27 protein-coding genes and 1 tRNA gene are annotated in these 25490 nt (G+C 62.1%); 15 read left to right on the forward strand and 13 right to left on the reverse strand.

Translation table 11 applies throughout. The features are described from left to right. A partial coding sequence (locus ACFW0B_RS07965) for a transposase (RefSeq protein WP_211168518.1) occupies nt 1-118 on the forward strand: 118 nt, incomplete at its 5' end. Between the two features lie 29 nt (nt 119-147). On the opposite strand, the gene cspD is transcribed toward ACFW0B_RS07965, so the two are convergent. Further along, nucleotides 148-411, reverse strand: a complete 264-nt coding sequence (cspD, locus tag ACFW0B_RS07970) for a cold shock domain-containing protein CspD (protein WP_449147398.1) — start codon at nt 409-411, stop codon at nt 148-150. Between the two features lie 229 nt (nt 412-640). Between cspD and clpS the strand changes: the two genes are divergently transcribed. Beyond that, the gene (gene clpS, locus ACFW0B_RS07975; RefSeq protein WP_449147554.1) at nt 641-1003 is read left to right on the forward strand and encodes an ATP-dependent Clp protease adapter ClpS; all 363 of its coding nucleotides are present in this window, start codon (nt 641-643) and stop codon (nt 1001-1003) included. Between the two features lie 28 nt (nt 1004-1031). Next, the gene (gene clpA, locus ACFW0B_RS07980) at nt 1032-3302 is read left to right on the forward strand and encodes an ATP-dependent Clp protease ATP-binding subunit ClpA (RefSeq protein ID WP_449147399.1); all 2271 of its coding nucleotides are present in this window, start codon (nt 1032-1034) and stop codon (nt 3300-3302) included. Nucleotides 3303-3355: 53 nt separating this feature from the next. On the opposite strand, the gene infA is transcribed toward clpA, so the two are convergent. The 4 genes from infA to trxB all read right to left on the reverse strand — a co-directional run bounded on the left by infA (nt 3356) and on the right by trxB (nt 6108). After that, nucleotides 3356-3574 (reverse strand): translation initiation factor IF-1, encoded by a 219-nt coding sequence (infA, locus tag ACFW0B_RS07985; protein ID WP_016492441.1) that lies wholly within the window; start codon nt 3572-3574, stop codon nt 3356-3358. Between the two features lie 101 nt (nt 3575-3675). Further along, nucleotides 3676-4383 (reverse strand): arginyltransferase, encoded by a 708-nt coding sequence (locus tag ACFW0B_RS07990; RefSeq protein ID WP_449147400.1) that lies wholly within the window; start codon nt 4381-4383, stop codon nt 3676-3678. 54 nt (nt 4384-4437) lie between these two features. Further along, nucleotides 4438-5118 (reverse strand): leucyl/phenylalanyl-tRNA--protein transferase, encoded by a 681-nt coding sequence (aat, locus tag ACFW0B_RS07995; protein WP_449147401.1) that lies wholly within the window; start codon nt 5116-5118, stop codon nt 4438-4440. 39 nt (nt 5119-5157) lie between these two features. After that, entirely contained in the window at nt 5158-6108 is a 951-nt protein-coding gene (gene trxB / locus ACFW0B_RS08000; RefSeq protein ID WP_449147402.1) for a thioredoxin-disulfide reductase, read from the reverse strand. A 266-nt stretch (nt 6109-6374) separates the two neighbouring features. Here trxB and ftsK point away from each other — a divergent pair, with 266 nt between their 5' ends. The 6 genes from ftsK (at nt 6375) to cysG (ending at nt 13963) form a co-directional block, all read left to right on the forward strand. After that, nucleotides 6375-8786 carry a DNA translocase FtsK gene (ftsK, locus tag ACFW0B_RS08005; protein ID WP_449147403.1) on the forward strand — a complete coding sequence of 804 codons (2412 nt, stop codon included), beginning with the start codon at nt 6375-6377 and terminating at the stop codon, nt 8784-8786. A gap of 29 nt (nt 8787-8815) precedes the next feature. Beyond that, a complete protein-coding gene (lolA, locus tag ACFW0B_RS08010; protein ID WP_449147404.1) occupies nt 8816-9442 on the forward strand; it encodes an outer membrane lipoprotein chaperone LolA in 627 nt (208 codons plus the stop codon). A 12-nt stretch (nt 9443-9454) separates the two neighbouring features. Then, the gene (locus ACFW0B_RS08015; protein ID WP_449147405.1) at nt 9455-10780 is read left to right on the forward strand and encodes a replication-associated recombination protein A; all 1326 of its coding nucleotides are present in this window, start codon (nt 9455-9457) and stop codon (nt 10778-10780) included. After that, nucleotides 10777-11151 carry a fluoride efflux transporter CrcB gene (gene crcB, locus ACFW0B_RS08020; RefSeq protein WP_449147406.1) on the forward strand — a complete coding sequence of 125 codons (375 nt, stop codon included), beginning with the start codon at nt 10777-10779 and terminating at the stop codon, nt 11149-11151. Before ACFW0B_RS08015 ends, crcB begins: the two co-directional genes overlap by 4 nt. A 16-nt stretch (nt 11152-11167) precedes the next feature. Continuing rightward, nucleotides 11168-12448, forward strand: a complete 1281-nt coding sequence (gene serS / locus ACFW0B_RS08025) for a serine--tRNA ligase (RefSeq protein ID WP_449147407.1) — start codon at nt 11168-11170, stop codon at nt 12446-12448. Between the two features lie 120 nt (nt 12449-12568). After that, a complete protein-coding gene (cysG, locus tag ACFW0B_RS08030; RefSeq protein WP_449147408.1) occupies nt 12569-13963 on the forward strand; it encodes a siroheme synthase CysG in 1395 nt (464 codons plus the stop codon). On the opposite strand, the gene ACFW0B_RS08035 is transcribed toward cysG, so the two are convergent. From ACFW0B_RS08035 to ACFW0B_RS08065, 7 genes are all read right to left on the reverse strand, one after another. Then, entirely contained in the window at nt 13948-14961 is a 1014-nt protein-coding gene (locus tag ACFW0B_RS08035; protein WP_449147409.1) for a glutathione S-transferase family protein, read from the reverse strand. The genes cysG and ACFW0B_RS08035 overlap by 16 nt on opposite strands. An 85-nt stretch (nt 14962-15046) precedes the next feature. Next, entirely contained in the window at nt 15047-16030 is a 984-nt protein-coding gene (locus ACFW0B_RS08040) for a glycosyl transferase family protein (protein ID WP_449147410.1), read from the reverse strand. Further along, nucleotides 16027-16362 (reverse strand): TusE/DsrC/DsvC family sulfur relay protein, encoded by a 336-nt coding sequence (locus ACFW0B_RS08045; protein WP_449147411.1) that lies wholly within the window; start codon nt 16360-16362, stop codon nt 16027-16029. The genes ACFW0B_RS08040 and ACFW0B_RS08045 overlap by 4 nt, the downstream gene beginning before the upstream one ends. Next, nucleotides 16359-16661: a sulfurtransferase complex subunit TusB gene (gene tusB, locus ACFW0B_RS08050; RefSeq protein WP_449147412.1), complete on the reverse strand. Its 303-nt coding sequence runs from the start codon at nt 16659-16661 to the stop codon at nt 16359-16361. The genes ACFW0B_RS08045 and tusB overlap by 4 nt, the downstream gene beginning before the upstream one ends. Beyond that, on the reverse strand, nt 16661-17017 hold the full coding sequence (gene tusC, locus ACFW0B_RS08055; protein ID WP_449147413.1) for a sulfurtransferase complex subunit TusC: 357 nt from the start codon (nt 17015-17017) through the stop codon (nt 16661-16663). The genes tusB and tusC overlap by 1 nt, the downstream gene beginning before the upstream one ends. A 1-nt stretch (nt 17018) precedes the next feature. Continuing rightward, nucleotides 17019-17411 (reverse strand): sulfurtransferase complex subunit TusD, encoded by a 393-nt coding sequence (tusD, locus tag ACFW0B_RS08060; RefSeq protein WP_449147414.1) that lies wholly within the window; start codon nt 17409-17411, stop codon nt 17019-17021. A gap of 113 nt (nt 17412-17524) precedes the next feature. Next, the gene (locus ACFW0B_RS08065; RefSeq protein WP_449147415.1) at nt 17525-18193 is read right to left on the reverse strand and encodes a Bax inhibitor-1/YccA family protein; all 669 of its coding nucleotides are present in this window, start codon (nt 18191-18193) and stop codon (nt 17525-17527) included. A gap of 185 nt (nt 18194-18378) precedes the next feature. Here ACFW0B_RS08065 and ACFW0B_RS08070 point away from each other — a divergent pair. Next, nucleotides 18379-18466, forward strand: a tRNA-Ser gene (locus tag ACFW0B_RS08070). 182 nt (nt 18467-18648) lie between these two features. Here the strand turns inward: ACFW0B_RS08070 and ACFW0B_RS08075 are convergent. Continuing rightward, the gene (locus tag ACFW0B_RS08075; protein WP_449147416.1) at nt 18649-18888 is read right to left on the reverse strand and encodes a CopG family ribbon-helix-helix protein; all 240 of its coding nucleotides are present in this window, start codon (nt 18886-18888) and stop codon (nt 18649-18651) included. Nucleotides 18889-19629: 741 nt separating this feature from the next. Between ACFW0B_RS08075 and ACFW0B_RS08080 the strand changes: the two genes are divergently transcribed. From ACFW0B_RS08080 to pgsA, 5 genes are all read left to right on the forward strand, one after another. Next, on the forward strand, nt 19630-21417 hold the full coding sequence (locus ACFW0B_RS08080; RefSeq protein WP_449147417.1) for a multicopper oxidase family protein: 1788 nt from the start codon (nt 19630-19632) through the stop codon (nt 21415-21417). Nucleotides 21418-21456: 39 nt separating this feature from the next. Then, on the forward strand, nt 21457-22083 hold the full coding sequence (locus tag ACFW0B_RS08085) for an SCO family protein (protein ID WP_449147418.1): 627 nt from the start codon (nt 21457-21459) through the stop codon (nt 22081-22083). Between the two features lie 289 nt (nt 22084-22372). Next, nucleotides 22373-23017: a response regulator transcription factor GacA gene (gene gacA, locus ACFW0B_RS08090; RefSeq protein WP_449147419.1), complete on the forward strand. Its 645-nt coding sequence runs from the start codon at nt 22373-22375 to the stop codon at nt 23015-23017. 1 nt (nt 23018) lies between these two features. Next, nucleotides 23019-24842 (forward strand): excinuclease ABC subunit UvrC, encoded by a 1824-nt coding sequence (gene uvrC / locus ACFW0B_RS08095; RefSeq protein ID WP_449147420.1) that lies wholly within the window; start codon nt 23019-23021, stop codon nt 24840-24842. 31 nt (nt 24843-24873) lie between these two features. Further along, nucleotides 24874-25434, forward strand: coding sequence for a CDP-diacylglycerol--glycerol-3-phosphate 3-phosphatidyltransferase (pgsA, locus tag ACFW0B_RS08100; protein ID WP_449147421.1), 561 nt, complete (start codon nt 24874-24876; stop codon nt 25432-25434). The last annotated feature ends 56 nt before the right edge of the window (nt 25435-25490 follow it).

The raw sequence follows: 25490 nt of genomic DNA on the forward strand, positions 1-25490 counted from the left end.
TGTCCTGGAGGGGGTGAACAACCGCATCAAGGTGATCAAACGCATGGCCTATGGCTTTCGGGACTCGGCCTACTTTTTCCTGAAAATCAAGGCCGCCTTCCCCGGGAAAGCGCGATGAACCTTTTTTATGCCCAAATATTGCGGGGCTCAAACTTCTACCGTGCTGCCCTGGGATTGGCTGATCGAGGCAGGTGCTTCGGTAGTGGCCGTGACCGGACGAATATTCACGGCGTGCAGCCCTTTCGGGCCCTGGATGATATCGAAGCTTACCGGCTGTCCAGCCTTTAGCGTCTTGTAGCCCTCCATCTGGATGGCCGAATAGTGGGCGAACAGGTCCTCATCTCGGCCTTCGGCAAGGATGAATCCATAGCCTTTGGCGTTGTTGAACCACTTGACCTTACCGCTAAGCATGCTGATATCCCTCTGCAAAGGACTCCATCACTGGAGTATCATCCACTACGACTCCATGCCTCGAAGGCCGCCATGGCCGCGCGCATGGAACCCCTGATACCCGAAGACGGGTATCCACTGGTTGTAACACCGTTTTGCCGTTAGTCAAGGCGTTCCCGGCATCGCCTGAGAAACGGCTCAAAGTCTTTCCAGTAGCCGTTTTCATTCATCCATGACCTTTATTTCCAGCATGCATGCAAGCAGCCAGATTCGACTAACATTCAATCAGGACAGTCCGCAGCATCATGAGGACGACTCCACGGGCCTGGCGGTGCAGGAAGCGAAACCGGCCCTGCAGGCGCCACCTATGTATAAGGTGGTGATGTTTAACGATGACTACACCCCTATGGATTTTGTGGTCGAGGTGCTCGAGATGTTCTTCGGTATGAACCGGGAGCTCGCCACCAAGATCATGCTGACTGTGCATACGGAGGGGCGGGCGGTTTGTGGTGTGTTCACTCGCGACATCGCCGAAACCAAGGCCATGCAGGTCAATCAATATGCGAGAGAGAGCCAGCATCCGCTGCTCTGTGAAATCGAGAAGGACGGTTAACGCCGCCGCTTGGGTATGAGGTGAAGCCATGTTGAACCGCGAGCTCGAAGTCACCCTCAATCTTGCCTTCAAGGAGGCGCGGGCCAAGCGCCACGAATTCATGACGGTCGAGCATTTGCTGCTCGCCCTGCTGGATAACGAAGCCGCTGCCACCGTATTGCGTGCATGTGGCGCGAACATGGACAAGCTGCGGCACGACCTGCAGGAGTTCATCGACTCCACCACCCCGCTGATTCCGCAGCACGACGAAGACCGCGAAACCCAGCCCACGCTCGGTTTCCAGCGCGTTCTACAGCGCGCGGTATTCCACGTGCAGAGTTCCGGCAAGCGTGAAGTCACAGGCGCCAACGTATTGGTCGCCATCTTCAGCGAGCAGGAGAGTCAGGCCGTATTCCTGCTGAAGCAGCAGAGCGTGGCCCGTATCGACGTCGTCAACTACATCGCCCACGGTATCTCCAAGGTTCCGGGGCATGGCGAGCAGCACGAGCACGACCAGGAGATGCAGGACGAGGAGGGGGGCGAAGCCTCCGCTTCCGGCCATCCGCTGGATGCCTACGCCAGCAACCTCAACGAGCTGGCGCGCATGGGGCGGATCGATCCCTTGGTCGGTCGCGAGAACGAAGTGGAGCGTGTTGCCCAGATCCTGGCGCGTCGTCGCAAGAACAATCCGCTACTGGTCGGCGAGGCCGGCGTCGGCAAGACCGCAATCGCTGAAGGCCTGGCCAAGCGCATCGTCGACAACCAGGTGCCTGACTTGTTGGCCGACAGCGTGGTCTATTCCCTGGACCTTGGCGCGCTGCTGGCGGGTACCAAGTATCGCGGCGACTTCGAGAAGCGCTTCAAGGCGCTGCTCAATGAGCTGCGCAAACGCCCGCACGCCATTCTCTTCATCGACGAGATCCACACCATCATCGGTGCCGGCGCTGCATCGGGCGGGGTTATGGATGCGTCGAACCTCCTCAAGCCGCTGCTTTCTTCCGGGGAGATCCGCTGCATCGGCTCGACGACCTTCCAGGAGTTCCGCGGCATCTTCGAGAAGGACCGGGCCCTGGCGCGGCGCTTCCAGAAAGTCGATGTGACCGAGCCTTCGGTCGAGGACACTGTGGGCATCCTCAAGGGGCTCAAGGCGCGCTTCGAGCAGCATCACCACATCGAGTACAGCGATGAAGCGTTGCGTGCCGCGGCTGAACTGGCTGCACGCTACATCAACGACCGACACATGCCAGACAAGGCGATCGATGTGATCGATGAAGCCGGCGCCTACCAGCGGCTGCAGCCGGAAGAGAAACGGGCCAAGCGTATCGAAGTGGCGCAGGTCGAAGACATTGTGGCCAAGATCGCGCGGATTCCTCCGAAGCACGTCACCAGCTCCGACAAGGAACTGCTGCGCAACCTGGAGCGAGACCTGAAACTGACGGTGTTCGGTCAGGACGCAGCCATCGATTCCCTGTCGACTGCCATCAAGCTTTCCCGTGCGGGCCTCAAGTCTCCGGATAAACCGGTAGGTTCCTTCCTGTTCGCCGGTCCTACCGGTGTGGGTAAGACCGAGGTGGCGCGCCAGCTGGCGAAGGCGATGGGCATCGAGTTGCTTCGCTTCGACATGTCCGAGTACATGGAGCGCCACACCGTTTCGCGTCTGATCGGTGCGCCTCCCGGGTATGTCGGCTTCGACCAGGGCGGCCTGCTGACCGAAGCCATCACCAAGATGCCGCACTGCGTGCTGCTGCTGGATGAGATCGAAAAGGCTCACCCGGAAGTCTTCAACCTGCTGCTGCAGGTGATGGACCACGGCACTCTGACCGACAACAATGGTCGCAAGGCGGATTTCCGCAACGTGATCCTGATCATGACCACCAATGCCGGCGCGGAAACCGCTGCGCGGGCTTCCATCGGCTTCACCCTGCAGGATCACTCCTCGGACGCCATGGAAGTCATTCGCAAGAGCTTCACGCCGGAATTCCGCAACCGCCTGGATACCATCATCCAGTTCGGTCGCCTGAGCCATGAAGTCATCAAGAGCGTCGTGGACAAGTTCCTCACGGAGCTGCAGGCGCAGCTGGAAGACAAGCGCGTGCAGTTGGTTGTCAGTGACGAGGCGCGCGGTTGGCTGGCTGAGCGTGGCTACGATGCGCAGATGGGCGCGCGCCCCATGGCTCGCCTGATCCAGGACAAGATCAAGCGTCCGCTGGCGGAAGAGATCCTGTTTGGCGAACTGGCCGAGCACGGTGGGGTGGTGCACGTCGACGTCAAGGACGAGGAGCTCAGCTTCGAGTTCGAAACCACTGCAGAGATGGCCTGACGGCCATCCACAAAAAAGCCCGGCGGATGCCGGGCTTTTTTATGATCGTTCGATCAGCGGGCGCGGTAGGTGATACGGCCCTTGCTCAGATCGTACGGCGTCAGCTCGACGCGAACCTTGTCGCCGGTGAGGATGCGAATGTAATTCTTGCGCATCTTGCCGGAAATGTGCGCGGTGACGACGTGCCCATTTTCCAACTCCACACGGAACATGGTGTTGGGCAGGGTGTCGATGACAGTGCCTTCCATTTCGAAGCTGTCTTCTTTCGACATGCAGTAAAGCCCTCGGTATTCAATGATGGGCCCTGCCGCAGAGAGCGGCGGGCAAAAACGGCGTGCATTGTGCCCGAAAACAGCACCTCTCGCCAAGGGCTTCAGCTAAGCGTCACCCAGCGCTGATTGACGAACAGTTCGATAGGCCGGTATTGGGTCTTGTAGTTCATCTTCCTGCAGTTCTTGATCCAGTAGCCGAGATAGACGGCCTGCAGGCCGAGGCGGGCGGTTTCACCGATCTGCCAGAGGATGGCGTATCGGCCAAGGCTGCGGCGTTCGTCGTCGGGGTCGTAGAAGGTGTAGACCGCTGACAGCCCATTGGGCAGGACGTCCGTGACCGCTACCGCCTTCAAGACGCCGTTGAGGCGGAATTCATAGAAGCGGGAAAACGGCAGGTCGCGTACCAGGAAGGTGGAGAACTGGTCACGGCTGGGCGGATACATGTCGCCGTCGGCGTGGCGCTGCTCGATATAACGGACATAGAGCGCGTAGTACTCCTCGGTGAATGCCGGGCGTACAGCTGTCACGGTCAGATCCGTGTTGCGCTTGAGGATGCGCTTTTGCTGTCGGTTGGGGATGAACTGGTCGGCCGGTATGCGCGCTGGTACGCAGGCATTGCAGCGCTGGCAATGGGGGCGGTAGAGGTGGTCGCCGCTGCGTCGGAAGCCCATTTCCGAGAGTTCGGCATAGACGTCCACGTCCATGGGCTGGCTGGGGTCGAGGAACAGTGTGGTGGCCTGCTCCTCGGGCAAGTAGCTGCATGGATGCGGTTGAGTGGCGTAAAACTTGAGGCGAGCCAGCTCGGTCATGATCAACCCCCGGGAGAACCCTTCAGCAAGTGTATGTCAGGCTGCGGGGCTCGCCTAGGCGATCCAGTCAGCGACATTCGGCTGGTCGAGGTAGAGCTGCAGGTAGCGGGAGAACTTCTCGCGGCTGATGGGGCGGGCGCCGAAGCTCTGCAGGTGCTGGGTGGGCATCTGGCAATCGATGAGCACGAATCCCCACTTGTGCAGGTGCTGTACCAGGGTGGCAAAGCCGACCTTGGAAGCGTTGTCGACCCTGCTGAACATGGACTCGCCGAAGAACAGCTTGCCCATGGCGAGCCCATACAGGCCGCCGACGAGCTGGTCGTCTTGCCAGACTTCCACCGAATGCGCCACGCCCCGCTTGTGCAGCTCGATATAGGCAGCCTGCATGGCTGGGGTGATCCAGGTGCCATCGGCGTAACTGCGCGGCCCGGCACAGCCTTCGATGACCGCAGGGAATGCCTGGTCGAAGGTCACCCGGAAGCGCTGCTGACGCATCAGCTTGGAAAGGCTGCGGGATATGTGGATCTCCTGCGGTGGCAGCACGGTACGTGGATCCGGAGACCACCAGAGGATGGGCTGGCCTTCCTGGTACCAGGGGAAGCAGCCGTGGCGATAGGCGCGGACAAGTCGCTCGGGCGACAGGTCGCCGCCGGCCGCGAGCAGGCCGTTGGGTTCGCGCATGGCGCGCCCGAGTGGCGGGAAATCGAGGGAGTCGCGTTGCAGCCAGGTGAGCATGGAGGAGGGGAGGGCGGGCCCGAGGGCCCGCCGTGCCTGTCAGTTGTTGTCGAGGAACTTTTCGGCGTCCAGTGCGGCCATGCAGCCCGAGCCGGCAGAGGTGATCGCCTGACGGTATACGTGGTCCGCCACGTCGCCGGCAGCGAACACGCCCGGAATGCTGGTGGCGGTAGCGTTGCCTTCCAGGCCGCCCTGGACGATCAGGTAGCCGTCACGCATTTCCAGCTGGCCCTTGAACAGGTCGGTATTCGGCTTGTGGCCGATGGCGATGAAGACGCCGGCCAGAGACAGCTCCTTGGTGCTGCCGTCGACAGTGCTCTTCAGGCGCACGCCGGTAACTCCGGTGTTGTCGCCCAGGACTTCATCCAGGGTGTGGTTCCAGTGCAGGCGGACGTTGCCGTTTGCAGCTTTCTCGAACAGCTTGTCCTGGAGGATCTTCTCGGAGCGCAGCTTGTCGCGGCGGTGGATCAGGTGCACTTCCTTGGCGATGTTGGCCAGGTACAGCGCCTCCTCCACCGCGGTGTTGCCACCGCCGACCACGCAGACCACCTGGTTGCGATAGAAGAAGCCGTCGCAAGTGGCGCAGGCGGAGACGCCCTTGCCGGCGAAGGCTTCCTCGGACGGCAGGCCGAGGTACTGGGCGGAGGCGCCAGTGGCGAGGATCAGGGCGTCGCAGCTGTAGGTGCCGCTGTCACCCTTGAGGATGAACGGGCGCTGCTGCAACTCGGCGGTGTGGATGTGGTCGTAGATAATCTCGGTGTCGAAGCGCTCGGCGTGCTTCTGCATGCGCTCCATCAGGGCCGGGCCGGTCAGGCCTTCGACGTCGCCGGGCCAGTTGTCTACTTCAGTGGTGGTGGTCAACTGGCCGCCAGGCTGGATGCCGGTGATGACCATTGGCTTGAGGTTGGCGCGAGCAGCATATACGGCCGCGGTGTAACCCGCCGGGCCGGAGCCCAGGACGATCAATCGGGAATGCTTGACTTCGCTCATAAAAAGGCTCCATAAGTCTTTGTCACGAAAGAGAATGCATGCTCAAATTGAGCATTGCGCAAATCGTTGGCGGCTATGCTACACCGAAGCGCGAGACGTCGCCAAAACGCCGGAGCGACAATCACTTCCCACATGGCGTCGCGCAGGCAAATCCGTACAATGGGCCACGTTCCGATTGGGTTGGAGCCCGTGATGGCAGATCGCTAGGCGGACTTTCACCCTCGACCGACTCTTGAGCGCGCCACGGGCGCAGGAAAAGACGCGTTTTGAAGAATTCCACGACCAGAGCCCAGATTCCTGTCTGGCGCCAGCAATTGCATTATCGCCTCAAGGAAGGTGCGTTGATCGCGCTGGGCGCAGTCTGCCTCTACCTGTGGATGGCGCTGCTTACCTACGATTCCTCTGATCCGGGCTGGACCCACACCAGTAACGTCGAGCAGGTGCAGAATGCGGCTGGCCGACTCGGCGCCTGGTTCGCCGATATCCTGTTCATGGCATTGGGCTACTTCGCCTATGTCTTCCCGCTGCTGCTGGCGATCAAGACGCTGCAGGTCTTCCGCCACCGCCACGAACCCATCGACTGGAGCGGCTGGCTGTTCTCCTGGCGCCTGATCGGCCTGATCTTCTTGGTGCTGTCCGGCGCCGCACTGGCCGATATCCACTTCCAGGACCACGCCGGCCTGCCGGCTTCCGCTGGCGGCGCCCTTGGCGAAAGCCTCAGCCATCTGTCGGTCAATGCCCTCAACGTGCAAGGCAGCACACTGCTGTTCTTTGCCCTGTTCCTGTTCGGTCTGACCGTGTTCACCGACCTGTCCTGGTTCAAGGTCATGGACCTCACCGGGAAGATCACCCTCGATCTCTTCGAGCTCATCCAGAGCGCCGTCAATCGCTGGTGGAGCGCGCGCGTGGAGCGCAAGCAACTGGTGGCCAAGTTGCGTGAAGTGGATGTGCGCGTGAACGAGGTGGCAGCGCCAGTGGTGCCTGATCGTCGCGAGCAGGCCAAGGTCAAGGAGCGCCTCATCGAGCGCGAAGAAGCTCTGACCAAGCACATGACCGAGCGTGAGAAGCGCCCGGCGCCGGTCATCGCGCCGCCGCCGCCGCCCAAGCCGGCCGAGCCGAGCAAGCGCGTACAAAAGGAAAAGCAGGCGCCGTTGTTCGTCGATACGGCGATCGAAGGCACTCTGCCGCCGATTTCCATCCTCGATGCCGCGGAAAAGAAGCAGAAGAGCTTCTCGCCGGAATCCCTGGAAGCGATGTCGCGCCTCCTGGAAATCAAGCTGAAGGAATTCGGCGTCGAGGTGATTGTGGAGTCGGTCCATCCGGGCCCGGTGATCACCCGTTTCGAGATTCAGCCGGCCGCCGGCGTGAAGGTAAGCCGCATTTCCAACCTGGCGAAGGACCTGGCGCGTTCCCTGGCGGTAATCAGTGTCCGTGTCGTGGAAGTGATTCCCGGCAAGACCACCGTCGGCATCGAGATTCCCAACGAAGACCGCCAGATCGTGCGCTTCTCTGAAGTGCTGGAATCGTCCGAATACGACGAAGCCAAGTCGCCGGTCACCCTGGCCCTTGGCCATGACATCGGCGGCAAGCCGATCATCACCGACCTGGCGAAGATGCCCCACCTGCTGGTGGCCGGTACCACCGGTTCCGGTAAGTCGGTGGGGGTGAACGCGATGATCCTGTCGATCCTGTTCAAGTCCACGCCGGAGCAGGCGCGGATGATCATGATCGACCCGAAGATGCTGGAACTCTCCATCTACGAAGGCATTCCGCACCTGCTGTGCCCGGTGGTCACCGACATGAAGGAGGCGGCCAACGCCCTGCGCTGGAGCGTCGCCGAGATGGAGCGGCGCTACAAGCTGATGGCCGCCATGGGCGTGCGTAACCTCGCGGGCTTCAACCGCAAGGTGAAGGACGCCGAGGAAGCCGGTACGCCGCTGACCGACCCGCTCTATCGCCGCGAGAGTATGGAAGACGAGGCTCCGCTGCTGAAGACCCTGCCGACCATCGTGGTCATCGTCGACGAGTTCGCCGACATGATGATGATCGTCGGCAAGAAGGTCGAAGAGCTGATCGCCCGTATCGCCCAGAAGGCGCGTGCCGCCGGTATCCACCTGATTCTCGCGACCCAGCGCCCCTCGGTGGATGTGATCACCGGCCTGATCAAGGCCAACATCCCCACCCGCATGGCGTTCCAGGTGTCCAGCAAGATCGACTCGCGCACCATCCTCGACCAGGGCGGTGCGGAACAGCTGCTCGGTCACGGTGACATGCTCTACCTGCCGCCGGGCACCGGGCTGCCGATCCGCGTGCATGGCGCCTTCGTTTCCGACGATGAAGTGCATCGTGTGGTGGAGGCCTGGAAGCTGCGTGGCGCACCGGACTACATCGAAGACATCCTTTCCGGCGTGGAAGAGGGCAGCGGCGGTTCTTCCGGCGGCTTCGACGGTGGTGAAGGTGGTAGCGAAGGCAGTGAAGACGATCCGCTGTACGACGAGGCCGTACGCTTCGTCACCGAAAGCCGCCGTGCTTCGATTTCCGCGGTACAGCGCAAGCTGAAGATTGGCTACAACCGCGCCGCGCGCATGATCGAGGCGATGGAAATGGCTGGGGTGGTGAGCCCCATGAACGGCAACGGGTCGCGCGAGGTGATTGCGCCGGCACCGGTGCGAGACTGATCCGAAACGGATTTTTGACGAGGATTTCCATGCGACTGATCCGCATGCTCATGGTGGCCGTGCTAGGCCTGGCGGCCCTGAACGTCCAGGCTGATGACAAGGTGGCCATCAGCCGCCTGACCGAAATGCTGAACAAGGCCCAGACCATCACGGGGCGCTTCTCCCAGCTGACGCTGGATGGCTCCGGTACTCAGCTGCAGGAAACCTCCGGCGATTTGTCGCTCAAGCGCCCGGGCCTGTTCCGCTGGCATACCGATGCGCCCATGGAGCAGCTGCTGGTATCCAATGGCGAAAAGGTCTGGCTCTACGACCCGGACCTGCAACAGGTGACCATCCAGGCCCTGGACCAGCGCCTGACCCACACCCCTGCTCTGTTGCTGTCCGGTGACGTCTCGAAGATCAGCGAGAATTTCGAGATCACCCACAAGGAGGGCGGCGATGTGGTGGACTTCATCCTCAAGCCCAAGGCCAAGGACACCCTGTTCGATACCCTGCGACTGTCGTTCCGCAATGGCGTGATCAACGACATGCAGCTGATCGACAGCGTTGGCCAGCGCACCAACATCCTCTTCCTCGGGATCAAGATGAACCAGGCGATCGACGCCGCGCAGTTCAACTTCCAGGTTCCGGAAGGCGCCGACGTCATCCAGGAATAAGCTGTAACGCCCATGGACCTTTTTCGCTCCGAACCCATCGCCCAGCCGCTGGCGGCGCGCCTGCGCGCCACCAGCCTGGACGAGTACGTCGGCCAGGAGCACCTGCTGGCGCCGGGCAAGCCTCTGCGCGAGGCCCTGGAGCAGGGCGCGCTGCACTCGATGATCTTCTGGGGACCGCCGGGGGTGGGCAAGACCACCCTGGCCAAGCTGCTGGCACAGGTCACCGACGCTCATTTCGAAACCATCTCGGCCGTGCTTTCCGGGGTGAAGGAAATCCGCCAGTCGGTGGACATGGCCAAGCAGCAGGCTGCCCAGTACGGCCGCCGCACCATCCTCTTCGTGGACGAGGTGCACCGCTTCAACAAGTCCCAGCAGGACGCCTTCCTGCCCTACGTGGAAGACGGCACTCTGATTTTCATCGGTGCCACCACCGAGAACCCCTCCTTCGAGCTCAACAACGCGCTGTTGTCCCGCGCTCGCGTCTACGTGCTGAAAAGCCTGGACGAGGCTGCCCTGCGCAAGCTGGTGGCGCGCGCCCTGAATGAGGACAAGGGGTTGGGCAAGCGCCGGCTGAGCCTGCCGGACGAAAGCTTCGCCATTCTCATGGCCGCTGCCGACGGCGATGGCCGGCGTCTGCTCAACCTGCTGGAGAACGCGGCGGACCTCGCCGAAGACGGCGGCGAGATCGGCGCCGAATTGCTGCAGAACCTGCTGGGCGATAGCCGTCGCCGCTTCGACAAGGGCGGTGAGGCGTTCTACGACCAGATTTCCGCCCTGCACAAGTCGGTGCGCGGCTCCGACCCGGATGCCGCGCTCTACTGGTACGCGCGCATGCTCGACGGCGGTTGCGATCCGCTGTACATCGCGCGTCGTGTCGTGCGCATGGCCAGCGAGGACATCGGCAATGCCGACCCCCGCGCCCTGAGCCTTTGCCTGTCCGCCTGGGATGTCCAGGAGCGCCTTGGCAGCCCCGAAGGCGAACTGGCCGTCGCCCAGGCCATCACCTACCTGGCCTGTGCGCCGAAGAGCAACGCCGTCTACATGGCCTTCAAGGCTGCCATGCGCGACGCCGCCGAGAACGGTTCGCTGGAAGTGCCGCTGCACCTGCGTAACGCGCCAACCAAGCTGATGAAGCAGCTGGGCTATGGCGAGGAATATCGTTATGCCCACGACGAGCCGGATGCCTATGCGGCGGGGGAAGACTACTTCCCCGACCAGCTCGAGCCACGACAGTACTACCAACCGGTGCCGCGCGGCCTGGAATTGAAGATCCGCGACAAGCTGCAGCACCTGAAGAACCTGGACCGCAGCAGTCCCTGGCAGCGGAGAAAGCCGTGATCGGGCTCGTCCTCGCAGTCTCCGCAGGTGGCGTGGCGGGTACGCTGCTTCGATTCGCTACTGGCAATCTGGTCGCTGCCTACTGGCCACGCTACTTCTACGCCGGTACCCTTGCGGTCAACATCGTCGGCTGCCTGCTGATCGGCTATTTGTATGGCTTGTTCCTGCTGCGTCCCGAGGTGCCGGTGGAAATCCGCTCGGGCCTCATGGTGGGATTTCTGGGTGGCTTGACGACTTTTTCATCCTTTTCCCTCGACACGCTGCGCCTGCTGGAAAGCGGCCAGCTGCCACTGGCCCTGGGCTATGGGTTGCTGAGCGTGCTGGGCGGTCTGTTCGCCACCTGGGCAGGCCTGATACTGACGAAAATCTGAGAGACGAGAACCTGACATGCTCGATGCCAAACTGGTCCGCACCCAGCCCCGGGAAATCGCGGAACGCCTTGCCACCCGTGGCTTTGAACTGGACGTAGCGCGCCTGGAGGCGCTGGAGAACCAGCGCAAGTCCGTGCAGACCCGCACCGAACAGCTGCAGGCCGAGCGCAACGCCCGTTCCAAGTCCATCGGCCAGGCCAAGCAGCGTGGCGAAGACATCGCGCCGCTGCTGGCTGATGTCGATCGCATGGGCAGCGAGCTGGAAGAGGGCAAGCGCGAGCTGGAAAGCATCCAGACCGAGCTGGACAACCTGCTGCTGAACATTCCGAACCTGCCCCATGAGTCCGTACCGGTAGGCGCAGACGAAGAGGCCAATGTCGAAGTGCGTCGCTGGGGCACTCCGCGCAGCTTCGACTTCGAGATCAAGGACCACGTCGCCCTGGGCGAGCAGCACGGCTGGCTGGATTTCGAAACCGCCGCCAAGCTATCCGGCGCCCGTTTCGCCTTGCTGCGTGGTCCCATCGCCCGTCTGCACCGCGCCTTGGCGCAGTTCATGATCAACCTGCACGTCACCGACCACGGCTATGAAGAGGCCTACACGCCTTACCTGGTCCAGGCCCCGGCGCTGCAGGGCACCGGCCAGCTGCCGAAGTTCGAGGAAGACCTGTTCAAGATCTCCCGCGAGAACGAGGCCGACTTCTACCTGATCCCGACCGCCGAGGTCTCTCTGACCAACATCGTTGCGGGCGAGATCCTCGATGCCAAGCAACTGCCGATCAAGTTCGTAGCCCATACGCCGTGCTTCCGTAGCGAGGCGGGTGCTTCCGGTCGCGATACCCGCGGCATGATTCGCCAGCACCAGTTCGACAAGGTCGAGATGGTCCAGATCGTCGAGCCGTCCAAGTCCTTCGAGGCCCTGGAAGGCATGACCGCCAACGCCGAGCGCGTACTGCAGCTGCTCGAACTGCCGTACCGCGTGCTCGCGCTCTGCACCGGCGACATGGGCTTCAGCGCCACCAAGACCTACGATCTGGAAGTCTGGGTGCCGAGCCAGGACAAGTACCGCGAAATCTCTTCCTGCTCCAACTGCGGTGACTTCCAGGCCCGTCGCATGCAGGCGCGCTTTCGCAACCCGGAAACCGGCAAGCCGGAACTGGTGCACACCCTGAACGGCTCCGGCCTGGCTGTCGGCCGTACCCTGGTTGCGGTGCTGGAGAACTACCAGCAGGCAGACGGCAGCATCCGCGTGCCTGATGTGCTCAAGCCCTACATGGGCGGCATCGAAGTTATCGGCTGATTGCCTTCCCCCTGCCTGGGCAGGGGTTGCGCAACGCCCTACCGCCCGCGTCGTAGCCAGGCTGCACGCGGGCGGTGACCATTCAAGCTCCACCACCTGTCATTGCTAGAAGGCGCTGCTATGGATTTCCTCCCGCTGTTCCACAATCTTCAAGGGCGTCAGGTGCTCGTTGTTGGTGGGGGCGAAGTGGCCCTGCGCAAGGCACGTTTGCTCGCGGACGCCGGGGCACGGCTTCGCGTGGTTGCGCCAGAGATCGATACGCAGTTGCTGGAAATGGTGGAGCAGGGCGGGGGTGAGTCTCTTCTGCGGGGCTACCAGGAGGCGGATCTGGATGGTTGCTTGCTGGTCATTGCCGCCAGTGACGACCAGCAATTGAACGCCGGGATTTCGGCCCAGTGCCAGGCGCGTGGCATTCCGGTCAATGTCGTGGATGCGCCGAAGCTGTGCAGCGTGATCTTCCCTGCCATCGTCGACCGTTCGCCTCTGATCGTCGCTGTCTCCAGCGCCGGCGATGCTCCGGTGTTGGCCCGGTTGATTCGCGCCAAGATCGAGACCTGGATTCCCGCAGCCTATGGCCAGTTGGCCGGCCTGGCGAAGAAATTCCGCGATCAGGTGAAAACTCTGTTCCCGGATGTGCAGCAGCGCCGGGTGTTCTGGGAGGAGGTGTTCCAGGGCCCGGTGGCCGAGCGCATGTTGGCCGGGCAGGGTGCCGAAGCCGAGCGCCTTCTGGCAGAGCGGGTAGCTGGCGGCGCCCCCAAGGCGCTGGGCGAGGTCTATCTGGTGGGCGCTGGGCCGGGTGATCCCGATCTGCTGACCTTCCGTGCCCTGCGCCTGATGCAGCAGGCCGATGTCGTGCTCTACGACCGCCTTGTGGCTGCGCCGATCATCGAACTTTGCCGCCGTGACGCCGAGCGCATCTACGTGGGCAAGCGCCGGGCCAATCATGCCGTGCCGCAGGATGAGATCAACCGTCTGTTGATCGAACAGGCCAGGCAGGGCAAGCGCGTGCTGCGCCTGAAAGGCGGGGATCCCTTCATATTCGGCCGTGGCGGCGAGGAAATCGAAGAGCTGGCGGCCAATGGCATTCCCTTCCAGGTCGTGCCCGGCATCACCGCCGCTTCGGGCTGCTCTACCTATGCCGGTATTCCGCTGACCCACCGCGACTATGCGCAATCGGTGCGCTTCGTCACGGGGCACCTGAAGGACGGAAGCTGTGATCTGCCCTGGGGCGATCTCGTTGCGCCGGGGCAGACACTGGTGTTCTACATGGGGCTGGTCGGTCTGCCGGTGATCTGCGAGCAGCTGATCAGGCACGGCCGCGCCGCGGACACGCCGGCCGCGCTGGTGCAACAGGGCACCACCTGTCACCAGCGGGTGTTCACCGGTACCCTGGCCAACCTGCCGCAACTGGTGGCGGAGCACGAAGTCCACGCCCCCACCCTGGTGATCGTGGGCGAAGTCGTGACCCTACGCGACAAGCTGGCCTGGTTCGAAGGCGATCAGGCCGGAGCCTGATCCTTCTCCGCGACCGGCAGGGCCTTCAGGTGCTCGCGGCCATGGGGGCGATTGAAGTCCTGCACGGGCCCCAGCGGCACCACACCGGTGGGATTGATGGTGCGATGGCTGGCGTAATAGTGGTGCTTGATGTGGGTGAAGTTCACCGTCTCCGCCACGCCCGGCCACTGGTACAACTCACGCAGCCAGCCTGAAAGATTGGGGTAGTCCTCCAGGCGCCGCAGGTTGCACTTGAAGTGTCCGTGGTACACCGCATCGAAGCGGATAAGTGTGGTGAAGAGGCGCCAGTCCGCTTCGGTAATCCGTTCGCCGGTCAGGTAGCGACGGGTTTCCAGCAGGGCGTCCAACTGGTCCAGTTCGTCGAAGAGGGCGTGGAAGGCTTCCTCATAGGCCTCCTGGGTGGTGGCGAAGCCGGCGCGATACACGCCATTGTTGATCGCCGGGTAAATGCGCTCGTTGAGCGCATCGATTTCCGCTCGCAGTGAATCCGGGTAGAAGTCGAGACGGTTGCCGGTGAGGTGATCGAAGGCGCTGTTGAACATCCGGATGATCTCGGATGATTCGTTGCTGACAATGCGCCCAGTCTGCTTGTCCCACAGCAGGGGCACGGTAACCCGGCCGCTGTAGTCGGCAGTGTCCCGCGTATAGCGCTGGTGCAGGTAGGCCAGTCCATCCAGCTTGTCGCCGGTGGAGCCGAATTGCGGGTCGAAAGTCCATCCCTGCTCCAGCATCAGCCAGCTCACCACTGAGACGTCGATCAGCGATTCCAGGCCTTTCAGCTTGCGGAAAATCAGGGTGCGGTGTGCCCAGGGGCACGCCAGGGATACATATAGGTGATAGCGGCCGGCTTCAGCGGGGAAACCGCCAATGCCCGAATGGCCAGGAGAACCATCGGCGGTGATCCAGTTGCGCCGCCGTGCGCTTTCACGCTGGAAGCGGCCATCCTTGGCGGTGTCGTACCACTTGTCTTGCCATTTTCCATCGATCAACAGGCCCATGTGCGGTCTCCGAAACTGAGTTCGGACTAGAGTCTATCGATAGATGTTCGATGGAAAAGCGCAAATAAGTGACCCTGAATATCGATCAACTCGATGACTTGCGGGCGTCCCAGATGCGATCCGCTTCCGAAAAGGCCTGTTCACGTTCCGCGCCGAGTCCGCGCAAGGCCAGGGCCAGGGTGGCTCGAATCGCCAGCCGGCCATATTCATCCTCGCTTTCATCGCGCCAGACGCGGACGAGTTGGGTGGCATCAAGCCTTTCCGGCTTCACATGGCGCAACGGGGAAAGTGCAGGCCACTCTTCATCCCAGGCTTGCCCATTGGTCGTGCCGTAGAGATGGCAGATGGCGTCCGGGTTGGTTTCGATCTCGCCGCCTTCGCCCTTGATGACGATGGCGTGGTCACCCAGGAGCCTGCTGGCTTCGCGGTGTTCCGCCTGATAACCGGGATGGAAGATGCTCTGCAGGCCACAGCGGGCACCGAGCGGATTGAGTATGCGCGCCAGGGAGTGGATGGGGGAGCGCAGGCCGAGGGTGTTGCGCAGGTCGATCATCCGCTGCAGTTGCGGCGCCCAGGCGCCGAGGGGAATGAAGGCTAGTTGGCGCTCGTCCAGAGCAGTGGCCACCTGTTCCCAGTTCTGGCACAGGGGAATATCCAGCAGTTCCAGCAATTGCTCGCTGTAGAGGCGTCCGGCGGTATGAGCGCCGCCACCGTGCAGCAGGATGCGTATGCCGCTGTCGGCCAGGGCCTTGGCGGCCAGCAGGTACCAGGGCAGGTGGCGTTTCTTGCCGGCGTAGCTTGGCCAGTCTAGGTCGACTGCGATCGCAGGGGCCTGATTGCGTTGCCGGAATGCTTCGGTGAACCCGGCCAGCTCCTCGGCGTTTTCCTCCTTGTGGCGCAGCAACATGAGGAAGGCACCAAGCTGGGTGTCCTCCACTTCGCCGTCGAGCAGCATGCCCATGGCTTCGCGCGCTTCCTCGCGGGTCATGTTGCGGGCGCCGCGCTTGCCTTTGCCGAGTATCCGAACGAACTGGGCGAAGGGGTGTTCAGGTGGGGTGACGAGATTCATAGGCAATTGGTCGGCTTTGGCAGTCCGGCGAGCTTGGCAGCAAGCTTGGCCGGTGCGCCCTTGAACAGGCGGTTCAGGTGCAGGCTGTTGCCCTTGTCGGGACCAAGCTTCTGCGCCACGTATTTGACCAGCGGGCGGTTGGCCGGGGAGAGCTGGAATTCGGCATAGAAGCCGCGCAGTAGCTCAAGGATTTCCCAGTGCTCCGGCTGCAGCTCCAGCTCTTCGCGCTCGGCCAGCGCGGTGGCGACTGCCGGGCTCCAGTCTGCCAGTTCGTGAAGGTAGCCGTCCTTGTCCAGCGGGATGCTGCGGCCGTCGATCAGAAGTTCATTCATAGCCAGCTGTTCACCTTGTCGTAGCGGCAGCACAGCTCGACGAACGCCGGGTAATCCGCTGCGTTCAGGCGCGAGGGCAGGTCGGTCAGCGCGCGGGCCTCGAGGTCTTCGGCAAGCGCGTGCAAGGCAATGGATTCGGGCATTAGTTCCAGCGCCTGACGGGCCGCGCTGCCCGGTTGCAGGGCGTAGACTGCTTCGCCGCTGAGCAGCAGGCCATCATTGGGGCCCAGCAGTCGAAGGCAACTGCCGAGACGGCTGTCGGCGAATGGGGAGTGGGAAAGGATATGCAGCGTGGCCATCAGAGAGTGAGCACCTGGTCGTAACGGTCGATAAGGGCAGTCAGGGCGCTGTCGTCGAGAACTTCCACCGCGAGTTTCAGGGGGGCGCCTTCAAGTCCGCGCTCCTGCAGGCTACGAGCGGAGGCGTAGAGTGATTCCACGCCAAACAGCGGCAGGGCCTGGAGGTTGGCGGTCAGGTCCTTCTGCTCGAGAGTCGCGGGCTGCTGGTCGGTGACGAGCTGGAACACGCCGTCATCCAGGAACAGCAAACCAAGGGGCAGATCGAAGGCACCACCGGCAAGGGCGATATCCAGCGCCTCACGGGCGCCCGGACCGCTCCAGGGACCCTGACGGCTGATGATCAGCATGGACTTCATCTCAATTGCCTCCAAAGCTGACCAGTCGATCGGCCATCTGCGCCGCTTCGTGCAACTGGCCCAGGCCGGAAAGCTCCCAGCCTTCGGCCAGGTTGGCGGCCGGGCGCTCGTAGCGTCGCGCCTCTTCCGGGTTCAGCACGCCACGGCGCAATGCCGCGGCAATGCAGACGACGCCGTCCAGTTGGTGCTTGCGCACGAACTCAGTCCATTCGGTGGAGAGATTCGGCTCGTCCTGGGGGGGGACGACATTGGCGGAGGCGCTATGTACGCCGTCCTGATAGAAGAACAGACGGACGATTTCATGGCCTCCGGCCAGGCACGCTGCGGCAAAGCGCAGGGCGCGGCGGGATGAGGGGGCGTGGGGCGGGGCGAACAGGGCAATGGCGAATTTCATGGTCGCTCGGGCGAATGGAAAACTGCTGGAATGATACGGCCAGACGCATTCTTTTGCCCGTCCGGACAGAAAAAAGCCCGCCGAAGCGGGCTAGTCCGAGGAGCGGTTGGCGATCAATCGTCGCTGCTGAATACGCCAACCAGTTGCAGCAGGCTGATGAACAGGTTGTAGATGGATACGTACAGGCTGATGGTGGCCATGATGTAGTTGCGCTCGCCACCATGGATGATGGCGCTGGTCTGGAATAGGATGCAGACCGACGAGAACACCACGAAGCCGGCGCTGATCGCCAGCTGCAGGCCACTGATGTTGAAGAACAGGCTGGCCAGCATGGCGCCGATCAGGACGAAGAAGCCCGCAGTGATGAAGCCGCCGAGGAAGCTCATGTCCTTACGGGTGGTCAGCACGTATGCGGACAGGCCGAAGAAGACCAGGGCGGTCATGGCGAAGGCCGAGCTCACCACCTCGCCGCCATTGGGCAAACCGAGGTACATGTTGAGGATCGGGCCCAGGGTGTAGCCCATGAAACCGGTCAGGGCGAAGGTGGATACCAGGCCCCAGGCGGAATCACGCAGCTTCACGGTCAGGAAGAACAGTCCGTAGAAGCCGATCAGTACGACGAAGATGCTGGGGTAGGGCACGCGCATCTGCTGAGCGACGTAAGCGACCAGGCCGCTGAAAGCCAGTGTCAGGGCCAGCAGCCCGTAGGTATTGCGAAGGACGCGGCTGACTTCCAGCTGCTCCGCCTGCGCAGGGTTGAGGGCATAGTTCTGTTCGTTCATCGCGACACTCCCGAAAATGGTTTCCGTGACCTTGGTCAGTCCTGGATATTAACAGAGGCTTTGAAGCCGCCAATTGCAAGAGTTTGACAGCGTGTTGCGTTCCGGTAGTATGGCGCCCCGCGCAAGCGGAGGTGTGGCCGAGTGGTTTAAGGCAGCGGTCTTGAAAACCTCTGTAGGAAGAATTTGGAAGCGTGGCCGAGCGGTTTAAGGCACCGGTCTTGAAAACCGGCGACGGGTAACTGTCCCAGAGTTCGAATCTCTGCGCTTCCGCCATATGAAACAAGCACTTACGCACCTGTTCGGCAGATCGAGTGGTGCAGGTTGCTTGTCAGGCAAAAGTAGAAAAAGCCCCCATCCTTGGGGGCTTTTTTGCATGCGTGAAACCTGCGGTAAGCAGAGTGTAGCCACGCTGCAGCAGCTTGATCGGGGCGGTGACGTCCAGCTTGCAGAGCCACTCAATGCGCATTGCCGGTCCACTTCTCCAGGGTGGCTTGCACCTCTTCGGCGGTGGCGAAGTCGTCTTCGTCGGCTTCGGCCACGGCGCGCTGGATTTTGGCGATCTGCCAGCTCTCGCGGCGGATGTATTCGCTCAGGGCTTCCTGGGCAAGGGCATCGGCACTGCGGCCGGTGGCCTTGGCCAGGCTGGCCAGGTGGCGGGCGATATCGTCCGGCAGGTTGAGGGACGCGAGTGACATGCGGGCCTCGGTGGGAAAGTGAGCAACGCACCGATGGTACACCCTGGGCGCAGCCTGACCACCGCTACAGGCCGATGGCGCGGCCACCAGGGGCCGCGCTCACAAGCGTCAGGTTCTGGTGTTCAGCCGAACGCATTCCCCCATCGCCATTGCCTCGTCTTCATGCTTGCCACCGACAAAATCGCCTGTGGCCCTGTCGATGATCCTGTACCAGTAGGCGTCCAGTGCTGTTCCCCCGAGAACTTCTCCATTCCTGACTCCTTTGGAATGTGTACGTGGGACCCTTTTCACCGAGAAGCGTGCACTCACGGTGGATCTCCTTGTGTAGGTAGAAGTGGAACATTTTTGATAGTCGTGCCTGGCCGGTCTCGCAACTTCGAAGTCGAAACGGATCGTTTCAGGCGGCCATCGCCTGAGGTCTTTATCTGCGACTCCCGGGGGGCGAGCGACCATGGTTCTTCAGTGAGCCGTTCGTCTATCGCGCGACTGTTTCCTGCTCTCCCGCGCTTCTTTAAACAGCTCTGACCGGGCTGTTCAGTCTTTACAGACAGGCGCGTCAATATCGTGACAGTCGGCATTTACATTTTGAAACACATGAACTTTAGTCAGGTTGTTGACGTTCTGCGGCGCTAAACAAAACGAGCGATTGCTCAATGAGTCCATTTCTTCACCGGTGAAATTCCTCCCAGAGACGCCTCTAGGCGCCCGGCCGGTGTCGAGGACCAGCAACTGGAGAGAGTCATGAAACGCCCTGACTGCGAGCACGCGACAGGTCGGCCTGAGGAATTGGCCGACAGCGAGGGGAGACGGACATTTCTGAAACTGACGGCAGCGACGATGGCGGCGCCGCTGTTGATGGCGGGCACCAGGGCTCGGGCGAAAGACGAGCTCCCAGCGTTCCCACCCAGCCCGTCGACCGTTCCCTGGGCCCATGAGTTGCCCACCCAGGTGAATCCCATCAGCCCGGTTTCTTCCCTGAGTCCGGCGCCTACCGAGGTTGCCAACGTCGCCGGGGGCGAGGCGGGGAGATATCCCCATCAGCGCTGGGCGCAGTTCGCGCCGGGTGCGCTGTACTACGAGATCAGTGCGATCGAGCGGAATGACTGGGTCTACAGCCCTTCCTACCCGGCGCAGCGGATCTGGGGCTACCAGGCCAACAACAATCCGGACAAGACCATGCCCAGCGCTACCGTTTTTGCGCGCTATGGGCGTCCGATGATCTGCCGCATCCATAACAAGCTGCCGCAGAACCACGTGGGCTTTGGCACGCCGGAAATCTCCACCCACTTGCACAACCTGCACTGCGGGTCAGAGAGCGATGGCTTTCCGGGCGACTACTACAGCCCTAACAAGCACGGCCCGACCCTGTCGGCCAACGGACGCTTCAAGGATCACCTGTATTCCAACGTCAAGGCCGGTTTCGAGGAGCGGCAGGACCTGGTCGGCGATCCCACGGAAGCGCTAGGAACGCTCTTCTATCACGACCACACCCTGGACTTCACATCCCCCAACCTCTACCTCGGCCTGGCAGGTTTCTACTGCCTGTTCGACGAACTGGACTCGGGGAACGAGGCCGATCCCAACCCCGCTGCACTGCGTCTGCCGAGCCATCCGTACGACTACCCGCTGAACTTCAACGACCGGCGCTTCGACGCGAACGGACGGCTGTTCTACGACCAGGTCAACCCGGAGGGAGTCCTGGGTGACAAGGTGGCGGTGAATGGTCGAATCGAGCCGGTGTTGCGAGTGGCTGCCCGCAAGTACCGCTTCCGCCTGCTGAACACCGGGCCGAGCCGCTTCTATAACTTCGCGCTGGTTTCACCGACCAACGTGCTGCAAAAGTTCACTCACATCGCCAACGACGGAAATCTGTTCCCGGCACCGCTGCTCAACCAGACCAACGTGACGCTGGGGGTGGCCGAGCGCGCGGACATAGTGGTCGATTTCTCGAAGTACGCGATCGGGGCCCAGTTGTACCTGGTCAACCGGATGCGTCAGGTGGAGACCCGCCGACCCAAGGACATCAAGGACCCGGGCGACCGGGTGCTGAAGATCATCGTCGATCGCTACCCGCCGTCCCAGGATCTGAGCCGGGTGCCGGCCACGCTGCGGCCGTTGCCGGTGATTACACAGGCGGAAATCAACTCCGCACCGGTGCGGCGCTGGATCTTCGAGCGCGACAAGGGCATGTGGGCAATCAATGGCAAGTTCTTCGATGTGAACGTTGCCAGGGCGCAGATACCCAAGGGTGGTTATGAGATCTGGGAACTGTCCAATGTCGACGATGGTTGGAGCCACCCCATCCACATTCACTTCGAAGAAGGGCGGATCCTGCAGAAGATCGTCAAGGGTGTCAGTGTCCCGATTCCGGCCTATGAGCGAGGGCGCAAGGACGTCTATGTGGTCGAGCCTTTCACCACATTGCGGGTCTTCCTGCGCTTCCGCGACTACAAGGGCAAGTACCCCATGCATTGCCACAACCTGATCCACGAGGACCACGCCATGATGCTGCGCTGGGACATCGTCTGAGCCCCGTGGCGACGCAATTTCGAGGTGGGAGGAATCGTCATGAACACGCGAAGAAACATGCTGGCTGGAATCGGTGGCGCTGCCGCCCTGCTGGCCGGCTGGACGGCGATGCGCGGGCGCGCCGGCCTGGCGGAAGCCACTTCCGAGCAGGGGAGCGGCGCCATTCCGTTTCCCAATGTCACGCTCTATACCCACGAGGGGCGCAGGGTGAGGTTCTATGACGACCTCATTCGCGGCAAGGTCGTGACCTTCAACATGATGTACACCCAGTGCGAGGGCAAATGCCCGACCATGACGGCCAACCTGCGTCAACTCCAGGAACTGCTGGGAGAGCGGGTAGGGCGGAGCGTCTTCATGTACTCCATTACCCTGCAGCCGCTGCTGGATACGCCGGAGGTGCTCAAGGCCTATGTCGAAGAGCATCACATCGGCCCGGGCTGGGCATTCCTGACAGGGGCGCCGGAAGACATCGACGCCATTCGCTTCAGCCTGGGTTTCTATGACATCGATCCTGAGGTGGATCGCAACCTGGCCAGCCACACCGGCCTGGTGCGCATGGGGAACGATAACTACCAGCGCTGGACCATGGCGCCGGCATTGACCGGCACGCAACATATCCTTGCCACGCTGAATCACGTCGACCGCGAATGGGACGCGGTTTCTTGAAACACGTGAGGGTGTCCCTGGATTAACAGGGGCACCCTCGCGCTCCTTGCCGTCCTTACTTAATCATTCGCGGTCGAAATGTCGGACAATTCGCTGTAATTATTCGCATTCGACTGCAATCGGGTGTTCGATTGGGCCGCTCGGGGCGCTTTTCGGTCGAGAAAATTGGCGCTGCCCGTTTGACGGTCCTGCATCTGGAACTAGGTCATTCTCCGCTCATTTGCTAATGTGAGCTTCATTTGGACGAGCTTGCTGCCATGGCAGCGCGCGATGCACTGAGAGGTGTCGCTTGATTAGGGTGCTGGTGGTCGATGACCACGATCTGGTGAGGACGGGCATTACCCGCATGCTGGCCGATATCGATGGCCTGCAAGTGGTTGGGCAGGCCGATAGCGGCGAGGAAGCCCTGAAGAAGGCGCGGGAACTGAAGCCTGATGTGGTCCTGATGGACGTCAAGATGCCCGGCATCGGTGGCCTGGAGGCGACCCGCAAGTTGCTCCGCAGCCATGCCGATATCAAGGTGGTTGCCGTGACCGCCTGCGAAGAGGATCCCTTTCCCACCCGCTTGCTACAGGCTGGCGCGGCCGGTTACCTGACCAAGGGCGCCGCCCTGGAAGAGATGGTCCTGGCGATTCGCCAGGTTTTCGCCGGCCAGCGTTTCATCAGTCCGCAGATCGCCCAGCAACTGGCGCTCAAGTCCTTCCAGCCCCAGGCCAGCGGATCGCCTTTCGATCTGCTGTCGGAACGCGAGATCCAGATTGCGCTGATGATCGCCAACTGCCAGAAGGTCCAGAGCATATCCGACAAGCTCTGCCTGTCGCCGAAAACGGTGAACACCTATCGTTACCGTATCTTCGACAAACTCTCCATTTCCAGCGATGTGGAACTGGCGTTGTTGGCTGTCCGGCACGGCATGGTAGACGCCGTCAGCTAAGATGTCCGACTCTTTCGATGCGAGTGCTTTCCTTGCCGCCTGCAGCGGTCGTCCGGGGGTTTACCGGATGTTCGATGCGGGCGGCAAGCTGCTTTATGTAGGCAAGGCGAAGAACCTCAAGAAGCGCTTGGCCAGCTATTTCCGCAAGACTGGCCTGGCCCCGAAGACCGCCGCCCTGGTGGGGCGTATCGCCCAGGTCGAAACCACCATCACCGCCAATGAAACCGAGGCGCTGCTGCTCGAGCAGACGTTGATCAAGGAATGGCGGCCGCCCTACAACATCCTGCTGCGCGACGATAAGTCCTATCCCTACGTGCTCCTCAGTGACGGAGACTATCCGCGGCTGAGTATCCATCGGGGTGCGAAGAAGCAGAAAGGGCGTTACTTCGGGCCCTATCCCAGCGCGGGCGCCATCCGCGAGAGCCTCAACCTGCTGCAGAAGGCCTTCCTGGTTCGCCAATGCGAGGACAGCTACTACAAGAACCGCACCCGGCCCTGCCTGCAGTACCAGATCAAGCGTTGCAAGGCGCCCTGCGTGGGGTTCGTGGACCCCACCGAATACGCCGAGGACGTGCGCCACTCGGTGATGTTCCTCGAAGGGCGCAGCAATGCACTGACCCAGGAACTGTCCACGGGAATGGAGGAGGCGGCGCAACGCCTGGACTTCGAACGGGCGGCCGAACTCCGCGACCAGATCGCCATCCTGCGTCGCGTCCAGGACCAGCAGAGCATGGAAGGCGGCACCGGTGACATCGATGTCATCGCGGCGATCGCTACCCCCGGCGGCGCTTGCGTGCACCTCATCAGCGTCCGCGGCGGACGTGTGCTGGGAAGCAAGAATTTCTTCCCGCAGGTGGCCATCGAAGAGGAGGGCGCTGACGTACTGGTGGCCTTCATTGCCCAGTACTACCTCGGCAATCACGAGCGCGACCTGCCCAGCGAACTGATCGTCAACACGACCCACGAGGATTTCCCGGCGCTGATCGCTGCTCTCGCCGAGCTCCGTGGCCGTGAGCCGGATATCAGCCACCGGGTGCGTGGTACCCGCGCACGCTGGCAGCAGCTGGCTGTCACCAATGCCGAGCAGGCACTGGCAGCACGCCTGGCCAACCGGCAGCACACGGCGGCGCGCTTCGAAGCTCTTGCCGAAGCCCTGGGGCTGGATGAGGCGCCGCAACGCCTGGAGTGCTACGACATCAGCCACTCCAGCGGCGAGGCGACCGTGGCCTCCTGCGTGGTGTTCGGGCCCGAAGGTGCGCTGAAGTCCGACTACCGTCGCTACAACATCGAAGGGGTCACCGCGGGCGACGATTACGCTGCCATGCATCAGGCGTTGTCGCGCCGCTTCGGCAAGCTGAAGGACGGGGAGGGCAAGCTGCCCGACGTCCTCCTGGTGGACGGCGGCAAGGGCCAGCTCGCCATGGCCCAGGAAGTCCTGAAGGAGTTGGCGGTGCCCGAGCTGATCCTACTGGGCGTGGCCAAGGGCGTCACCCGCAAACCCGGTTTCGAAACCCTCTACCTGAACGATGCCGCTCATGAATTCACCCTGCCTGCGGACTCTCCGGCACTGCACCTGATCCAGCAGATTCGCGATGAAGCGCACCGGTTCGCCATTACCGGGCACCGTGCCCGGCGCGGCAAGGCGCGACGCACCTCCAGCCTGGAAGACGTCGCCGGGGTAGGTCCCAAGCGCCGCCGGGAGCTGCTCAAGCATTTCGGCGGGTTGCAGGAACTCAATCGCGCGAGTATCGAGGAAATTGCCAAGGCGCCTGGCATCAGCAAAAAGCTTGCTGAGTCGATTTATGCGGCCCTGCACAGCGAGTAGAATGCCGCCTTCTTTCAGAACCAGCCTAACGATGAATATTCCAAACCTGCTCACCGTTCTGCGCGTACTGCTCATTCCTGTCTTCATCCTGCTGTTCTATCTGCCGTTCTCCTGGAGTTATCTGGCAGCTAGTGCAGTCTTCGCCATCGCCGCCGTCACCGACTGGTTCGACGGTTATCTGGCTCGTCGCTGGCAACAGAGCACGCCCTTCGGCGCCTTCCTCGATCCGGTGGCGGACAAGTTGATGGTGGCGGTGGCGCTGGTATTGCTGGTGGAAGAGCACCACAATCTCTGGTTGACCCTGCCGGCGGCGATCATCATCGGCCGTGAAATTGTCGTGTCGGCCTTGCGTGAATGGATGGCGGAACTCGGCGCCCGCGCCCATGTGGCAGTGTCCAACCTGGGCAAATGGAAGACTGCCGCGCAGATGCTGGCGCTGGTCATCCTGCTGGCCAATCCGCCGCTGCTTACCTTCTGGGTCGGCGTTGGCTACTTCCTGCTGATCCTGGCTGCGGCGCTGACGCTCTGGTCGATGCTGCACTACCTGCTGGCCGCTCTGCCGCACCTCAGCACCGACCCGAAGGAAAAATAAAAGTTTTTTTGAATCAAGGGGTTGACGGCGCTTCCTGAATCTATAGAATGGCGCCC

This window comes from Metapseudomonas phytobenefica, assembly GCF_043392685.1.
Lineage (GTDB): Bacteria > Pseudomonadota > Gammaproteobacteria > Pseudomonadales > Pseudomonadaceae > Metapseudomonas.

Excerpts from the sequence above, each read along its gene's own strand:
- cspD (WP_449147398.1), bottom strand. The coding sequence starts at position 411 with ATGCTTAGCGGTAAGGTCAAGTGGTTCAACAACGCCAAAGGCTATGGA.
- clpS (WP_449147554.1), top strand. The coding sequence starts at position 641 with ATGCATGCAAGCAGCCAGATTCGACTAACATTCAATCAGGACAGTCCG.
- clpA (WP_449147399.1), top strand. The coding sequence starts at position 1,032 with ATGTTGAACCGCGAGCTCGAAGTCACCCTCAATCTTGCCTTCAAGGAG.
- infA (WP_016492441.1), bottom strand. The coding sequence starts at position 3,574 with ATGTCGAAAGAAGACAGCTTCGAAATGGAAGGCACTGTCATCGACACC.
- ACFW0B_RS07990 (WP_449147400.1), bottom strand. The coding sequence starts at position 4,383 with ATGACCGAGCTGGCTCGCCTCAAGTTTTACGCCACTCAACCGCATCCA.
- aat (WP_449147401.1), bottom strand. The coding sequence starts at position 5,118 with ATGCTCACCTGGCTGCAACGCGACTCCCTCGATTTCCCGCCACTCGGG.
- trxB (WP_449147402.1), bottom strand. The coding sequence starts at position 6,108 with ATGAGCGAAGTCAAGCATTCCCGATTGATCGTCCTGGGCTCCGGCCCG.
- lolA (WP_449147404.1), top strand. The coding sequence starts at position 8,816 with ATGCGACTGATCCGCATGCTCATGGTGGCCGTGCTAGGCCTGGCGGCC.
- ACFW0B_RS08015 (WP_449147405.1), top strand. The coding sequence starts at position 9,455 with ATGGACCTTTTTCGCTCCGAACCCATCGCCCAGCCGCTGGCGGCGCGC.
- serS (WP_449147407.1), top strand. The coding sequence starts at position 11,168 with ATGCTCGATGCCAAACTGGTCCGCACCCAGCCCCGGGAAATCGCGGAA.
- cysG (WP_449147408.1), top strand. The coding sequence starts at position 12,569 with ATGGATTTCCTCCCGCTGTTCCACAATCTTCAAGGGCGTCAGGTGCTC.
- ACFW0B_RS08035 (WP_449147409.1), bottom strand. The coding sequence starts at position 14,961 with ATGGGCCTGTTGATCGATGGAAAATGGCAAGACAAGTGGTACGACACC.
- ACFW0B_RS08040 (WP_449147410.1), bottom strand. The coding sequence starts at position 16,030 with ATGAATCTCGTCACCCCACCTGAACACCCCTTCGCCCAGTTCGTTCGG.
- ACFW0B_RS08045 (WP_449147411.1), bottom strand. The coding sequence starts at position 16,362 with ATGAATGAACTTCTGATCGACGGCCGCAGCATCCCGCTGGACAAGGAC.
- tusB (WP_449147412.1), bottom strand. The coding sequence starts at position 16,661 with ATGGCCACGCTGCATATCCTTTCCCACTCCCCATTCGCCGACAGCCGT.
- tusC (WP_449147413.1), bottom strand. The coding sequence starts at position 17,017 with ATGAAGTCCATGCTGATCATCAGCCGTCAGGGTCCCTGGAGCGGTCCG.
- tusD (WP_449147414.1), bottom strand. The coding sequence starts at position 17,411 with ATGAAATTCGCCATTGCCCTGTTCGCCCCGCCCCACGCCCCCTCATCC.
- ACFW0B_RS08065 (WP_449147415.1), bottom strand. The coding sequence starts at position 18,193 with ATGAACGAACAGAACTATGCCCTCAACCCTGCGCAGGCGGAGCAGCTG.
- ACFW0B_RS08075 (WP_449147416.1), bottom strand. The coding sequence starts at position 18,888 with ATGTCACTCGCGTCCCTCAACCTGCCGGACGATATCGCCCGCCACCTG.
- ACFW0B_RS08080 (WP_449147417.1), top strand. The coding sequence starts at position 19,630 with ATGAAACGCCCTGACTGCGAGCACGCGACAGGTCGGCCTGAGGAATTG.
- ACFW0B_RS08085 (WP_449147418.1), top strand. The coding sequence starts at position 21,457 with ATGAACACGCGAAGAAACATGCTGGCTGGAATCGGTGGCGCTGCCGCC.
- uvrC (WP_449147420.1), top strand. The coding sequence starts at position 23,019 with ATGTCCGACTCTTTCGATGCGAGTGCTTTCCTTGCCGCCTGCAGCGGT.
- pgsA (WP_449147421.1), top strand. The coding sequence starts at position 24,874 with ATGAATATTCCAAACCTGCTCACCGTTCTGCGCGTACTGCTCATTCCT.